Below are 14,805 nucleotides of genomic sequence, written 5' to 3'. Positions count from 1 at the left end.
ACCTTGAACTATGTCGTACGAGATGGCCGGGTCGTAGCGATGGCCGGCAAGCGGGTGCTGATCACGGGTGCATCCTCGGGGGTCGGAGCGGCCCTGGCCAGGCAGTTGGCCGCCCAGCAGGCGGTGGTCGGGTTGATCGCCCGGCGACGGGACCGGCTGGGTGAGGTGCTGGCCGACTGCCGCAGGACCTCGCCGGAGTCGGCGATGTGGGCCGCCGATCTGGGCGACACGCCCGCGGCCGCACGGCTGGCACTACAAGCCTGGCACGCCCTGGGCGGCATCGACGTGCTGGTGAACAACGCGGCAGTACCCAGACGCCGGGCCGTGACCGCGCTGAAGCCGGCTGACGTGGAGGAGGTGATGCGGGTCAACTTCTTCGCCCCGATGCGGATGACGCTGGCGCTGCTGCCGCGGATGCTGGCGAGGCGGTCCGGCGTCATCGTCAATGTATCGAGTGTCGGTGGACGACTCGGCATCATCCACGAAGCTGCCTATTGCGCAAGCAAATTCGCGCTGTGCGGCTGGAGCGAGGCGATGGCGGTCGACCTGGCGGGCACCGGAGTGTCGGTGAAGCTGATCCAGCCGGGTCCGGTGGACACCGAGATCTGGGACCGGCCGGACAACGACGAGCCTCTCTACCGGGGGCCCAAGGTTAGCGCCGACCTGGTGGCCGAGGGCATCATCGCTGCCGTCGGCAGCGACCGGTTCGAACACTATCTGCCTGAGCTGATGGCCCTCAAAGACGTCGTCGACGCCAAGAACGCTGACCTGGACGCGTTCATCGCCGGCGCGGCGGCGATGACCTGGCAATGAGGGCGCTGGTTTACGGCGTGCCACCCGAGCCGTTCGAGGTGCCCGATGGTGCCAACGCCCTCACCCAGAACCTGTCCCGCAGCCCGACAGCGCTGCGGCAGTTGCCCGATCCGCGGTTACTGCGCCCGGACTGGGTGATCACCCGACCGCGGCTGACGGGCATCTGCGGGTCTGATTCCAAGCAGATCCTGATGGACTTCGGCGAGCATGACGCCGACAACGCCATGGCCGCATTCTGTTCCTTCCCGCAGGTCATGGGTCACGAGGTGATCGCCGACGTGGTCGAGCCGGGACCGCAGGCCCGGGGCGTCGAGGTGGGCCAGCGAGTCGTGCTCAATCCGTGGCTTTCCTGCGGGCCGCGTGGCATCGAACCGCCATGTCCGGCGTGCGAGGCCGGCGACTACAGCCTTTGTTGGAGCTTCGCCGACGGCGACATCAAACCCGGAATCCACACCGGGGTGTCCGCCGACGTGACCGGCGGCTATGCCGAGCTGATGCCCGCCCATCACAGCATGCTGTTCGCCGTTCCCGACTCCGTTCCCGACGAGGCGGCCGTATTCGCCGACCCGTTCTCGGTGTCGCTGCATGCGATCACCCGCCATCCGCCGCCGCGCTGCGGCCGGGTGCTGGTGTACGGTGCGGGCTCGCTCGGATTGTGTGCACTGGCGATCCTGCGGGCGCTGTATCCGGATGTGGCGGTGGCCGTCGTTGCCCGATTCCCGGCACAGGCCGAGCTTGCCCGGCGATTCGGCGCCACCAGAGTCGTTGCGCACGAACCACGTCTGGCCGTCATCGAGGAACTGGTGGCCTGGGGCGGCGGCCGGCTGCGCCAGCCGTTGCTGGGCCTGCCGATGGCCCACCCCGGCGCGGTCGATGTGGTCTACGACACCGTCGGCAAGCCGGAGACGTTCGAGGTGGGGGTGCGAGTGCTGACCTCGCGCGGGACGCTGGTCAAAGCCGGTGTCCACACACCCGGCCGTTGGGAGTGGAGTCCGCTCTACTTCAAAGAGATCAGCTGGGTCGGGTCCAACGCCTTCGGCGTCGAGGAGGTCGACGGTGTCCGCCGGCACGCCATTGCCCACTACCTCGACCTGGTAGTCGCCGGGCGGGTGGATCTGCGTCCGATGCTGACCCACACCTTCAGGTTGGAGCGATGGCGGGATGCCTTCCTGGCGATCGCCGATCAGGGTGCGAGCGGTGCCGTCAAGGTGGCGATAGATCAGCGGTAAGGCGTCGTTATGGCGCGGGAGGCGGACCAGGATCTCGATGCCGTACGAACCGGCGAGTTCGGCAAGAGCAGCCGGATCCGGCGGCACCTCGCCAGGCGGCGGTGCGACCGCGGTAGCGCCGGCCGGAGTTCCGGCGGCCAGCGTGAACTTGTCGAAGCCCGCGGGCGTGTGCACGGTGAGGAACCGGGCCTGCGAACTGGTCACCACGAAGGCGTGCGGTAACTGCGGAGGCAGGTCCGACCCCGGCTACTTCAGCAGACTGTTCAGCCGCGCCCATGGCGCCTCGCCGCGGCAGTGGCGCGAGCGGGGCCGATTGTGAATCTCACGACGCCTTCGCGGCGTGTCGCGTCGTACCGCTCACAGTCGGCTACAGCGGATTGGCGCGCAGGTAGCTGTAGACGCCGGCGAAATTGCGGTTCACGTCCTCGGGAATGGGCACCGGGCCGCCGAGAGCACTTGCGCCCCAGACGATTTGGGCGGTCCGTTCGACCAGGGCGGTGACGTGCAAGACCTTGTCCGGCCGGGGCCCGACGGCCACCAGGCCATGGTTGGCGATCAGGGCTGCGGCGCGGTCCCGCAGAGCCCGTACCGCGTTGTGTCCCACCTCGGGAGTGCCGGACGCGGCGTATTCGGTGCAGTGCACGTCCCCGCCGCAGTAAACCGCGAACTCGTCGATGCAGGCCGGAATCGGCTGATGGGCGACGGCGAACATGGTCGCCCACACCGGATGGCTGTGGATGACGCTGCCGATGTCGTCGAACGCCTGGTAGCACGCCAGATGCAGCTTCATCTCCGTCGACGGCGAGCGGCCCGGCCCGGCTTGCAGCACAGCTCCTTCCGGGTCGACGAGTACCAGGTCATCGAGGACCATGTCGCTGTAGTCGACCGAGGATGGCGTGATGACGATGTTGCCGTCGTGGCGCCGGGCGGAAATATTGCCCGCCGTTCCTTCGACCAGTCCGCGGCGCAGCATGTCCTTGGCAGCCGCCAGCACGGCGGCCTCGGGGTTGTCCACGGACCTAGCGGTTTTCACCGATGTCATGAGCCGAGCACCTCCGGGTTGACGATATGAGTGGGCCGGTTGCCGGACAACAGCGCCTCCAGGTCGTCGGCCACCAGCTGCGCCTGCCGGGCCTCAGTGTTCCAGGTGGCCCCGCCGATGTGCGGGGTGAGCACGACGTTGGGTAGGCCCGTCAGTGGATGATCGGGCGGCAGCCATTCGCCGGCGAAGTGGTCTAGGCCGGCTGCGGCCACCTTGCCGCCGCGCAGGGCGTCCACCAGCGCGTCGGTGTCGTGCAGCTGCGCCCGGGCGGTGTTGAGGAAGACGACGCCGTCGCGCATGGCTGCGAACTGCTCGGCGCCGATCATGCCCACGGTGTCGTCGGTGACCGGCGCATGCAGGGAGATGACGTCGGATTCGGCGAGCAACTCGTCGAGGCGGTGGCGGGCTTCCTCGTTGTACGGGTCATGGGCGATCACCCGCAAACCCAGCCCGGACAGCCGCCACCGCAGGGCTCTGCCCACCGCGCCCAGACCCACCAGGCCCGCGGTGAGCCCGGCGATCTCCCGGCCGCGGAACCGCTGATAGGGAATCAACCCGTCGCGAAAAATGTTGCCGGAGCGCACATCTGCATCGGCAGCGAGCACATGACGGGTGGCGGCCAGCAGTAGCGCCACTGTCATTTCGGCAACCGCATCGGCGTTACGCGCCGGGGTGTTCAGCACCGGGATGCCGGCCGCGGTGGCGCCAGCGATGTCGACGTTGTTGGGATCCCCACGGGTGGCGGCTATGGCAATCAGGGCGCGCGACCGCTGGTCGAACACCGGTGGGCTGACCGAATCCGATTCCACCACAACGATATCGGCGGCCTCGACGGTGATCCGTTGGGCCAGCTGCTCGGCGTTGTAGATGCGCAGCGGGGTCTGGTCGATCCAGGGGTCGTATACGACATCGGCCAGGTGCCGTAGTTTCGCCAACCCCGGTCCCCGCAGCGGGGCCGTCACCAGGGCGCGCGGTCGAGACGTCACGTCTGCTAATGCTGGCGTACCGTGGCGCCCGTGTCACGCGAAGCCGTCACAATGGGCATCGACATCGGCAGCACGGCGGTCAAGGCGGTGGTCGCCGACGAGAACGGCAACGTCAAAGCGCGAGTGCGGATCCCGCATCAGCTGCGGGTGCCCGCCCCCGACCGGCTCGAGCACGATGCTGACGAGGCATGGCGGCGGGGTCCGTTGGCGGCCCTGGACCAGCTGGCCCCGGCCGCCGCGAAAGCGGTGGCCGTTTCGGCGATGGTGCCGTCGCTGACCGCCGTCGACTCCGACGGCCGGCCCATCACCCCCGGACTGCTCTACGGCGACAGCAGGGGCCGAGTACCCGGGGCCGCCCAACAGCCGCTGCCGTCGGTGGGTGAAGCCGCCGAGTTCCTGCGCTGGACGGCCGCCGAAGCGCCCGACGCGACCGGCTACTGGCCGGCGCCGGCGGTGGCCAACTACGCGTTGGCGGGTGAGCCGGTGATCGACTTCGCCACGGCCGTAACGGGTTTGCCGTTGTTCGACGGGTCGCGCTGGAACCCTGCGGCGTGCGCAGACTGCGGGGCCAGCGTCGCGCAGCTGCCTCGGGTCCAAACGTTCGGTTCGGCGATCGGTCAGGTCCACGGCACCGACGCGGTGCTGGGGACCGGTGCCATCGACGCCCTGTGTGAGCAGATCGTGGCGGGCGCCGACCACGACGGCGATGTGCTGGTGCTGTGTGGCACCACGCTGATCGTATGGACGGCCATCGCCGAGCCTCGGCTGGTGCCGGGCTTGTGGACCATACCGCACACGGCCGCCGGCAAGAGCCAGATCGGCGGGGCCAGCAACGCGGGAGGCTTGTTCCTCGGCTGGGTGGATCGCGTTGTGGCACCGGGTGATCCGGCTGCCGCCGACCCGCGGCGGGTACCGGTCTGGCTGCCTTATATTCGTGGCGAACGCACGCCGTTCCATGATCCCGACCGCCGGGCACTGCTCGACGGCCTGGACCTCACCCAGGACCCCGCGTCGGTTCGGCGGGCGGCCTTCGAAGCATCGGGCTTCGTGGTGCGCCAGCTGATCGAGTTGAGCGGGGCGCCGGCCTTGCGGCTCGTCGCATCCGGTGGTGGCACCCGCGTCCAGCCCTGGCTGCAGGCCATCGCGGAGGCGACCGGCAGGCCGGTGCAGGTGTCCCGCGTGGCCGAGGGAGCTGCCCTGGGCGCGGCTTTCCTCGGGCGCATGGCGGCCGGTCTGGAGTCGTCGATCACCGACGCCGCCCGCTGGACCTCGATCGAGCGGGTCGTGGAACCCCGTCCGGAGTGGATCGGTCCAACCAAAGAGCGCTATCGGCGGTTCCTGGAGCTCAGTGGATCAAAGTTGGTCTAGCGGGTGGCGCGATACCGGGTAGGTCGTTCTACGCTTATGCAATGACAGACCACGACCAGACTGCCGTCCGCCGCGAGATCGCAGATGCCTTGTACGCCGCACTTGAACGTCGGCATGAGGTCGCCGACGCCATCGTCGAGGCCGAGAACAAAGCGGCAGCGGTCGAGGCGATCGTGACGCTGCTGGGCACCTCGCATGTGGCCGCCGAAGCGGTGATGAGCATGTCCTTCGAGCAGCTCACCCAGGATGCTCGCAAGCAGATCCTGGCCGAACTCGAAGACCTGAACCAACAGCTGACTTTCGCCGCGAAAGATCGTCCCGCGAGCTTCGGCGAGACCCTGGAGCTGCGGCCCTTTTCCGCCAAGGAGGACCGCGACATCTTCGCCGTGCGCACCGAGGAAATGGGTGCGGCCGGCGACGGGTCCGGCGGGCCCGCCGGCAACCTCGACGACGAGATCAAGGCGGCGATCAGCCGAGTCGACGACGAGGAGGCGGCCTGGTTCGTCGCTGTCGATTCCGGGGAGAAGGTGGGCATGGTGTTCGGCGAGCTTCTCCACGGCGAGGTGAACGTCCGGATCTGGATACGCCCCGAGCACCGTAAGAAGGGTTACGGCACAGCGGCTCTGCGCAAGTCGCGCTCGGAGATGGCGTGGGCGTTCCCGGCCGTTCCGATGGTCGTCCGCGCGCCGGCGGCCCATCCGGCCTAGTGGTTAAGCGTTGCGGTGACGGCAACGATGTCGCCGAGCTGCGACATGTCGTCATCGGGTAAGGCGCGACCGTAGTCGGTAAACAACTCCCGGCGTGGCCGGGCGCCCACCTGCCAGCCATGGCCGGTCAGGTACTCCACGACGTTGCTGCGCTCGCCGTCGTAGAACAATCCCAACAAGTCGATATCGCAACCCAAGGTGGCCCACCGCTGGTTGAACTCCTGGGCACGCTGGGCCATCGTCGCTCCGGTGTCAGGATGGTACTCGGTGGCCAGCCTGCTTCCGGGCGCGCTCAGCTCGGTGATGTTGTCGAACAGGCGGTCCTGGGCGTCGGGCGGCAGATACATCAGCAAGCCCTCGGCGCTCCACGCCGTCGGTTTCGTTTGGTCGAATCCGTTGTGGCGCAAGGCATTCGGCCAGTCGTCGCGTAGGTCGATGCTGACCGTTCGGCGCCGTGCCGCGGGGACGGCGCCCAGTGCCGACATGGTGCTGCTCTTGAACTCGACAACCGCGGGCTGATCGACCTCGTAGACCACGCTGTCACCCGGCCAGGACAACCGGTAGGCCCGGGCGTCGAGGCCGGCGGCCAAGATGACGTATTGGCGAAGCCCGTCGCGGCCGGCATCGCGGAAGTATTCGTCGAAGAACCGGGTGCGCACCGCGATCGACTCCGTGATGACCTGCAATTCGCGGTCGGCTTCCTCGTCACGGGGTATGTCGTCGTCGACCAGGCGCGCGAAGAAGCCGAGGCCGACCGCGCGCACCAGCGGGGCGGCGAACGGGTCGTCGACGATCGGGTCGGCCGCCGTGGACGCCAGCGCGCGGGCGGCGGCGACCATCGTCGCCGTGGCGCCGACGCTGGATGCCAAATCCCAGCTGTCGCCGGGGGATCGGGATGAGTCGATAGCCATGTTTTTCAGTTTCAGCTCGCGTCGATGTGGAGGACTTCCAATACAGTGTGGCCTAGCCCCCGAATTCGGCCGAGAGGTAGACCACCTCGCCGAAGGGCGCGTCGTCACCGTCGACGGGCGGTAGACCGTGTCGGGCGAACAGCTCGGTGTTGCTCACCCCGGCGATCCGCCAACCATGGGCGGCCAGATATGTGCCCGCGTCGGTGCGGTCGTCGAAATACAGCAGAGCCGCCATGTCGAGATCGAAGCCGTGGCGATTCCACCGTTCGTTCTGGCGCCGCATGCGCCGTCGCAGCTCTTCTCGGTTGAGATCGTTGACGTCGAGCAGACCCTCGGTGGCGAACCGGCTTCCCGGCGCGCTGTGGGCGGTCACCTGGTCCAGCAGCCGGTCCTGGGCCTGCGCCGGCAGGTAACCCAGCAGCCCTTCTGCGGACCAGGCGGTTGGCTGGGCCGGGTCGAAGCCGGCTTCGCGCAATGCCGCCGGCCAGTCGTCCCGCAAGTCGACCGCTACCGGGCGCCGATCGGCCGTCGGCTGGGCGCCCAGGCCGGCCAGGGTCGCGGTCTTGAACTCGATCACCCGCGGCTGGTCGACTTCGAACACGGTGGTACCGGCCGGCCAGGGCAGCCGGTAGGCACGGGAATCCAGACCGGATGCCAGGATGACGGCCTGGCGGATACCGGCCCGGGTTGCGTCGGTGAAGTAGTCGTCGAAGAATCTGGTGCGCACGGCCATACTGTTGGCGAAGTGCCGGATGCCGTCGGCCGTGTCGTCATCGAGGCCGGCGGTATTCAGCTCGCCACTGGCGACGCGGCTGAAGAAGTCCACGCCCACCGCTTCGACCAGCGGCTCGGCGAAGTGGTCGCTGGCAATGGCTCCGGCGCCGTTGGCGTCCCGGCAGGCCGCCGCGCGTGCGGCCGCCACCATGGTGGCCGTCAAACCCACGCTGGAAGCCAGATCCCAGGTGTCCCCCTCGAAGCGCGCGCTACCCAATTGCGTCATCCGTTTGCCCTCCGCCGGCCAACTCATTGATACTTAGCAAATATAACGAACTACCATGACTGTACCCCTCACCCGGGGCCGCCACGGCACCCTGGCAAGTTCCACCCACATCAGCTGTTAATCTCGTAACGGTTTGACGCGCTGTAGATAATGCGGCCGTACGTCCTGGCCTGCGAGTGTTGGGCGCGTAATGCAGGATGACCCCCGCTGCGCAGGAGGAAGTAGTGCTTTCGGCTTTCATCTCATCGCTGCGTACGGTCGACCTGAGACGGAAGATCCTCTTCACGCTGGGCATCGTGGTGCTGTACCGGGTCGGCGCCTCGCTGCCGTCTCCGGGCGTCGACTTCCCACACGTCCAGCAGTGCATCAAACAGGCCAGCAGCGGCGAAGCCGGCCAGATCTACTCGCTGATCAACCTGTTCTCCGGCGGTGCGCTGCTCAAGCTCACGGTGTTCGCGGTCGGGGTGATGCCGTACATCACCGCCAGCATCATCGTGCAGCTGCTGACCGTCGTCATTCCCCGATTTGAGGAACTGCGTAAGGAGGGCCAGTCCGGCCAGGCCAAGATGACGCAGTACACCCGTTATCTGGCGATCGCGCTGGCGATTCTGCAGGCCACCAGCATCGTGGCGCTGGCGGCCAACGACCAGCTGCTGCAAGGCTGCCGCGAGAAAATCATCGCCGATGACAGCATTTTCACCCTGGTCGTCATCGTGCTGGTGATGACCAGTGGCGCGGCGCTGGTGATGTGGATGGGCGAGTTGATCACCGAACGCGGCATCGGCAACGGCATGTCGCTACTGATCTTCGTCGGTATTGCCGCCCGCATCTATCCCGAAGGACATGACATCCTGGAAAGCCGCGGCGGCGCGGTCTTCGCCGCGGTCTGCGTGGCCACGCTGATCATCATCGTCGGCGTGGTCTTCGTCGAGCAGGGCCAGCGCCGCATCCCGGTGCAATACGCCAAACGGATGGTGGGCCGGCGGATGTATGGCGGGACGTCGACATATCTGCCGCTCAAGGTCAACCAGGCCGGCGTCATCCCGGTGATCTTTGCTTCGTCGCTGATCTACATTCCGCACCTGATCACTCAGCTGGTCCGCAGCGGCACCGGGGGTCTCGGTCGTGGCTGGTGGGACAAGTTCGTCGCCACCTACCTGTCCGACCCCAGCAACATCGGCTATATCGCCATCTACTTCGGCCTGATCATCTTCTTCACCTACTTCTATGTGTCGATCACGTTCAATCCCGACGAGCGTGCCGACGAGATGAAAAAGTTCGGCGGCTTTATTCCAGGCATTCGTCCGGGCCGCCCGACCGCTGATTACCTGCGTTATGTGCTGAGCCGGATTACCCTGCCGGGTTCGATCTACCTCGGCGTGATTGCCGTGTTGCCCAATCTGTTCCTGCAGATCGGCGCCAGTGGCGGAGTTCAGAACCTACCCTTCGGGGGTACCGCGGTTCTGATCATGATCGGTGTCGGTTTGGATACGGTCAAACAGATCGAGAGTCAGCTCATGCAGCGCAACTACGAAGGGTTCCTCAAGTGAGAGTCGTTTTGCTGGGACCGCCCGGGGCGGGCAAGGGGACGCAAGCCCAAAAGCTGGCCGAAAAGCTGGGGATCCCGCAGATCTCCACCGGCGAGCTGTTCCGGCAAAACATTGAAGACGGCACCAAGCTGGGCATCGAGGCCAAGCGGTACCTGAGCGCCGGTAACCTGGTGCCGTCCGATCTGACAAACCAACTCGTCGACGATCGATTGAACAACCCGGACGCGGCCAACGGATTCATCCTCGACGGATACCCACGCTCGGTGGAACAGGCCAAGGCGCTGCACGAGATGCTCGAACGCCGGGGGACCGACATCGACGCCGTGCTGGAGTTCCGGGTGTCCGAGGAGGTGTTGCTGGAGCGGCTCAAGAGCCGTGGCCGCGCCGACGACACCGACGACGTGATCCTCAACCGGATGAAGGTTTACCGCGATGAGACCGCGCCGCTGCTGGAGTATTACAGCAGCCAACTGAAAACCGTCGACGCGGTTGGCACCATGGATGAAGTGTTCGCTCGCGCGTTGCAGGCCCTGGGGAAGTAGCCATGCGTGCCCTGGCACGGTTGCGGGGCCGCAAAGTCGTGCCACAACGCACTGCCGGCGAGCTTGACGCAATGGCCGCGGCGGGCTCCGTCGTGGCCGCGGCCCTGCGGGCCGCCCGGGCGGCGGCGGTCGCCGGGGTGTCCAGCCTGAGCCTCGACGACATCGCCGAGACCGTGATCCGCGAAGCCGGCGCGACCCCGTCGTTCCTGGGCTATCACGGCTACCCGGCGTCGATCTGCGTCTCGGTCAATGACCGCGTGGTCCACGGCATTCCGTCCGCCGCCGAAATCCTGGCCGCCGGCGACCTGGTTTCGATCGATTGCGGGGCGGTCCTGGACGGCTGGCACGGCGACGCGGCCATCACCTTCGGGGTCGGACGGCTCAGTCCGGCCGACGAAGCCCTGTCGGAAGCGACCCGGGCCTCATTGGAGGCCGGAATCAAGGCGATGGTGGTCGGTAATCGGCTGACCGACGTCTCGCATGCCATCGAGCAGGGCACCCGCACCGCCGAGACCCGCTACGGCCGTTCGTTCGGAATCGTCGACGGGTACGGCGGCCACGGGATCGGCCGGCAGATGCATCTGGATCCGTTCTTGCCCAACGAGGGCGCTCCCGGGCGCGGGCCGGTGCTGGCCGCGGGCTCGGTGCTGGCCATCGAACCGATGCTGACCCTGGGCACCGGCCGGACCGTGGTGCTCGACGACAACTGGACAGTCACTACTGCCGACGGATCGCGTGCGGCACACTGGGAGCACACAGTTGCGGTAACCGAGGACGGGCCCCGAGTCTTGACCTTTGGTTAGACGGCTGAACCAAACACCTACTCGACTCGTGTCAGAAGCGGGAGGTGATCGAGTGGGTCGGGTGGCCGGCACTCGGGCGGCGTCCGGGGCTACCGAGGCCGCGCTGATGAAGGCGCTCTACGACGAGCATGCCGCGGTGTTGTGGCGTTATGCCTTGCGGTTGACCGGCGACGCGAGCCAGGCCGAGGACGTTGTCCAGGAGACGTTGTTGCGGGCATGGCAACACCCCGAAGTGATAGGTGATACCGAGCGGTCGGCGCGCGCGTGGTTGTTCACCGTCGCGCGCAACATGATCATCGACGATCGGCGCAGCGCGCGGTTCCGCAATGTCGTCGGCTCCAGCGACGAATCGGGCGCGCCCGAGCAGTCCGTGCCCGACGAGGTGAACGCGGCGCTGGACCGGTTGCTGATCGCCGAGGCGATGGCTCACCTGTCCGACGAGCACCGGGCCGTGATCGAGCGGTCCTACTATCGTGGTTGGACCACCGCGCAGATTGCCGGCGACCTCGGAATCGCCGAAGGCACCGTCAAGTCGCGACTGCACTACGCGGTGCGGGCGCTGCGCCTCGGCCTGCAGGAACTTGGGGTGACGCGATGACGACCGTTCACGGACCCATCCGGGCGGCCGTCCGTTCCGAATACTTGGGGGTGACAGGAGATGGATGACATGGTCACGTCGCTTAGGGGGCTTGGCCCGCCCGGTGACAACGAGGGCTATGACCTGACGACCGGTCGCAACCACCCCTACGGGATGTGGGACGCCGCTTACGTATTGGGGTCGCTGTCGGCGACCGATCGCCGCGAATACGAAGAGCACATGAACGGGTGTCCCGGCTGCCGCCAGGCCGTCGTCGAACTCTCCGGTGTGCCCGCATTGCTTTCGCAGCTCGACCGTGACGAGGTGGCGGCGATGAACGAGTCCGGTCCCGCCGCGGGTGGTCCGCCGGCTGCGCCGCAGCTCTCGCCGCAATTGTTGCCGTCATTGTTGGCAACGGTGCGCTGGCGCCGTCGCCGCGCCCGGCTGGCGACGTGGGTGGCCTCGGCCGCCGCGGCCGTGCTGTTGGGCATCGCTGTGCTGGTAGGCGTCCAGGGGCATACCGGATCACCGCAGTCGCCGGCCGTGTCGGCACAGCCGATGGCTCAGGTCGGGACCAAACTGCTGGTTTCGACGGTGTCGGTGCACCCCGAGCACTGGGGGACGTTCATCAACCTGCGGTGTGTTTGCCTGGCTCCGCCGGATGCGCCCCACGACACGCTGGCGATGGTCGTGGTGGGTCGCGACGGCAGCCAAACCCGGCTGGCGACGTGGGTGGCCGAACCCGGCCACACCGCGACACCGGCCGGCAGCATCTCGATACCGGTCGATCGAATCGCCGCCGTGCAAGTGGTTTACGCCGATACCGGCCAAGTGCTGCTGCAGCGTTCGCTCTGAATTCGCTCGGCCCGCGGTGAACTGAAGTTCGCCGCGGGTCGTGTTACCGACATGCCGAGGAAACACCGGGTGGTCGACCACATCGTGGACCACCTCGCGGCAATCGGGGTAGACCACGTCTTCGGTGTGGACGGAGCCAACATCGAAGACCTCTACGACGCCGCGCATTTCCACCCGTCGCTGTGCGCCGTCCTGGCCAAGCACGAATTCTCCGCTGCCGCAATGGCCGACGGCTACAGTCGCAGCGGAGCCGGGCTGGGATCTGGGTTAGGAGTGGTGATAGCGACCTCCGGCGGCGGCGCCCTCAATCTCGTCGCGGGATTGGGGGAGGCGCTGGCAAGCCGGGTGCCGGTGCTTGCCCTGGTCGGTCAATCCGCCACCGCCCTGGACGGCCGGGGCGCCTTTCAGGACACCAGCGGGCGCAACGGATCGCTGGATGCAGAAGCGGTGTTCTCCGCGGTGTCGCTATCGTGTCAGCGGGTGCTGGCGCCGGCAGACATTGCCTCGGCCCTGCCGCGCGCCATCGCCGCGGCACGCACCGGCGGTCCGGCTGTGTTGTTGCTGCCCAAGGACATTCAGCAGGGATACGTGGCGGTCGACGACCACAGCCGGCCGCCGGGAGACATGCGGCCCATCGGCAACCCGTATCCCATAGCTCAGCTACTGCGCCGCGCGAACGGCCCGGTCACGATCATCGTCGGCGAGCAGGTCGCGCGCGACAACGCCCGAATGGAGCTCGAACAGCTGCGAGCGGTGTTGCTGGCAAGGGTGGCGACCGTGCCGGAGGCCAAGGATGTCGCCGGGATACCGGGCCTCGGATCGTCGTCGGCGCTGGGCGTGACCGGAGTCATGGGGCACCCGAACGTGGCCGAAGCGGTGGCCGGCAGCGCGGTGTGCCTCGTCGTCGGCACCCGGTTGCCCGTGACCGCCCGCGCCGGCCTGGAAGACGCACTGGCCGCGGTGCGGACGGTGTCGATCGGTTCAGCGCCGCCCTACCTTGCGTGCACCCATGTGCACACCGACGACCTGCGTGGGTCACTGCGCATCCTCACCCAGGCGCTCTCGGGATCCGGGCGGCCCACCGGGCTGCGGGTACCGGACCTGGTGCGGCGCGCCGAGCTACGGCCGCCGTCCTGGACGGGCGCGGGCGTGTGCTACCGCGATGCCATGGCGGTGCTCAACGACGAGCTGCCCGACGGCACCGACATCGTGGTCGACGCCGGCAACACCGGCGCCGCCGCGATCCACTACCTGTCGGCCCGCCGGGGCGGCAGGTACGCTGTCGCGCTCGGGATGGGTGGCATGGGCTACAGCTTCGGTGCCGGCATCGGAATGGCCTTGGGGCGCAGAAACACTGGACGGTCCCCCGGACGCACCGTGGTAATCGCCGGGGACGGCGCGTTTTTCATGCACGGCATGGAGGTGCATACCGCCGTTCAGTATCGGCTTCCGGTGACGTTCGTCTTGTTCAACAACAATGCCCACGCCATGTGCGTGACCCGCGAGCAACTTTTCTACGGAGACCTCTACAGCTACAACAGATTTCGTCGCAGCCGGCTGGGATCTGGCCTGGCGGAGATGTTTCCGGGCCTGTCGTCTGTCGACGTCACCGACGTCGGTCGGTTAACCATCGCATTGCGTACCGCATTGGATGCCGACGGGCCGGCGGTGGTCAGTGTCGAATGCGCTGCCGACGAAATTCCGCCGTTTGCACCGTTTCTCATTGGAACCACCGCGAAGGAGAACCATACCGATGTCGCTGCCAGCGCTTGACGATATCTTCACCCACACCGGCACCGTGGCACCCATTGACGGGCTGATCCGTATCGAAACCAGCCCGCGGGAGCAGGCCACCCCGATCATCATGGAGATGATGCGGTCGGTGTATCCGCATGATCAGGTTTTCGGGGAGTACTGTACCGTCAACGATTTCATCGATTGTCCCCCCGACGAGCTGTTCGCCTACATGGCCGACACCCGCAGCCTCGAGGAGTGGACCTACAGCCTGCGCGGCTTCACACCGACCGACGAGCCGGGTCTGTGGCTGGCCCACGATCGGCTCGGTTCGCAGACCAGGATCTACACCCGCACCATAGCCAATATGCAGGCCCGGACGGTGGATTACCACTGCGCCTGGGATCAGGGCAAGCACCTGTGGATGGTCTACCTGATGCGGGTGGTCGACGCGCAGGTGGTGCTGGACCGCCCGGGTTCGGTTGTGCTGTGGACGAATTGCCACCACCCGTTCTACGACCACAACCCCTACCCGGAGACCGCGCCGGCCGACCGATCGGTCTGGGTGGGGGATTTCTGGGACATGTTCGGTGCCGGCCACCTGCTGGAACTGAAGAACCTCAAGGCCATCGCGGAATACCGGCACCGCAACGGCTTACCCGTCGTACCCGTCTGGATGAGGTGACAT

The 14,805-nt window shown here is 67.1% G+C and carries 15 protein-coding genes; 11 read left to right on the top strand and 4 right to left on the bottom strand.

The annotated features are described in order from the left end of the window. The first annotated feature begins 39 nt into the window (after window positions 1-39). Window positions 40-813 (top strand): SDR family NAD(P)-dependent oxidoreductase, encoded by a 774-nt coding sequence (locus BST40_RS00645; RefSeq protein ID WP_075547162.1) that lies wholly within the window; start codon window positions 40-42, stop codon window positions 811-813. Next, on the top strand, window positions 810-2,042 hold the full coding sequence (locus BST40_RS00640) for a zinc-dependent alcohol dehydrogenase (protein ID WP_075547061.1): 1,233 nt from the start codon (window positions 810-812) through the stop codon (window positions 2,040-2,042). The genes BST40_RS00645 and BST40_RS00640 overlap by 4 nt, the downstream gene beginning before the upstream one ends. A 367-nt stretch (window positions 2,043-2,409) precedes the next feature. Here BST40_RS00640 and BST40_RS00630 read toward each other — a convergent pair whose 3' ends face one another. Both BST40_RS00630 and BST40_RS00625 read right to left on the bottom strand, forming a co-directional pair. After that, window positions 2,410-3,084, bottom strand: a complete 675-nt coding sequence (locus BST40_RS00630) for an L-fuculose-phosphate aldolase (protein ID WP_075547063.1) — start codon at window positions 3,082-3,084, stop codon at window positions 2,410-2,412. Further along, window positions 3,081-4,070, bottom strand: a complete 990-nt coding sequence (locus tag BST40_RS00625; protein ID WP_075547064.1) for an NAD(P)-dependent oxidoreductase — start codon at window positions 4,068-4,070, stop codon at window positions 3,081-3,083. The genes BST40_RS00630 and BST40_RS00625 overlap by 4 nt, the downstream gene beginning before the upstream one ends. A 30-nt stretch (window positions 4,071-4,100) precedes the next feature. Here BST40_RS00625 and BST40_RS00620 point away from each other — a divergent pair, with 30 nt between their 5' ends. Both BST40_RS00620 and BST40_RS00615 read left to right on the top strand, forming a co-directional pair. Beyond that, window positions 4,101-5,438 (top strand): xylulokinase, encoded by a 1,338-nt coding sequence (locus BST40_RS00620; RefSeq protein WP_083153175.1) that lies wholly within the window; start codon window positions 4,101-4,103, stop codon window positions 5,436-5,438. A gap of 41 nt (window positions 5,439-5,479) precedes the next feature. Next, on the top strand, window positions 5,480-6,145 hold the full coding sequence (locus BST40_RS00615) for a GNAT family N-acetyltransferase (protein ID WP_075547065.1): 666 nt from the start codon (window positions 5,480-5,482) through the stop codon (window positions 6,143-6,145). On the opposite strand, the gene BST40_RS00610 is transcribed toward BST40_RS00615, so the two are convergent. Further along, window positions 6,142-7,056 (bottom strand): SAM-dependent methyltransferase, encoded by a 915-nt coding sequence (locus BST40_RS00610; protein WP_075547066.1) that lies wholly within the window; start codon window positions 7,054-7,056, stop codon window positions 6,142-6,144. The two genes, BST40_RS00615 and BST40_RS00610, sit on opposite strands and share 4 nt — an antisense overlap. Window positions 7,057-7,108: 52 nt before the next feature. After that, window positions 7,109-8,047, bottom strand: a complete 939-nt coding sequence (locus BST40_RS00605; protein ID WP_083153173.1) for an SAM-dependent methyltransferase — start codon at window positions 8,045-8,047, stop codon at window positions 7,109-7,111. Window positions 8,048-8,280: 233 nt separating this feature from the next. Here BST40_RS00605 and secY point away from each other — a divergent pair, with 233 nt between their 5' ends. From secY to BST40_RS00570, 7 genes are all read left to right on the top strand, one after another. Beyond that, a complete protein-coding gene (gene secY, locus BST40_RS00600; RefSeq protein ID WP_075511013.1) occupies window positions 8,281-9,606 on the top strand; it encodes a preprotein translocase subunit SecY in 1,326 nt (441 codons plus the stop codon). Continuing rightward, window positions 9,603-10,148, top strand: a complete 546-nt coding sequence (locus tag BST40_RS00595) for an adenylate kinase (protein ID WP_075547067.1) — start codon at window positions 9,603-9,605, stop codon at window positions 10,146-10,148. Before secY ends, BST40_RS00595 begins: the two co-directional genes overlap by 4 nt. 2 nt (window positions 10,149-10,150) lie before the next feature. Then, window positions 10,151-10,951, top strand: coding sequence for a type I methionyl aminopeptidase (gene map / locus BST40_RS00590; protein ID WP_075547068.1), 801 nt, complete (start codon window positions 10,151-10,153; stop codon window positions 10,949-10,951). 52 nt (window positions 10,952-11,003) lie between these two features. Next, the gene (locus BST40_RS00585; protein WP_082275396.1) at window positions 11,004-11,549 is read left to right on the top strand and encodes a sigma-70 family RNA polymerase sigma factor; all 546 of its coding nucleotides are present in this window, start codon (window positions 11,004-11,006) and stop codon (window positions 11,547-11,549) included. Between the two features lie 69 nt (window positions 11,550-11,618). Continuing rightward, on the top strand, window positions 11,619-12,383 hold the full coding sequence (locus BST40_RS00580; RefSeq protein ID WP_089024962.1) for an anti-sigma factor family protein: 765 nt from the start codon (window positions 11,619-11,621) through the stop codon (window positions 12,381-12,383). Window positions 12,384-12,434: 51 nt separating this feature from the next. After that, on the top strand, window positions 12,435-14,156 hold the full coding sequence (locus tag BST40_RS00575) for a thiamine pyrophosphate-binding protein (RefSeq protein WP_083153112.1): 1,722 nt from the start codon (window positions 12,435-12,437) through the stop codon (window positions 14,154-14,156). Then, window positions 14,137-14,802, top strand: coding sequence for a hypothetical protein (locus BST40_RS00570; RefSeq protein WP_075547071.1), 666 nt, complete (start codon window positions 14,137-14,139; stop codon window positions 14,800-14,802). Before BST40_RS00575 ends, BST40_RS00570 begins: the two co-directional genes overlap by 20 nt. Window positions 14,803-14,805 lie beyond the last annotated feature (3 nt).

Source organism: Mycobacterium persicum, from assembly GCF_002086675.1.
In the GTDB taxonomy this organism is placed as follows: Bacteria; Actinomycetota; Actinomycetes; order Mycobacteriales; family Mycobacteriaceae; genus Mycobacterium; species Mycobacterium persicum.
The sequence above is the reverse complement of the archived record's forward strand: the minus strand, read 5'-3'. Positions and strand labels throughout refer to the sequence as shown.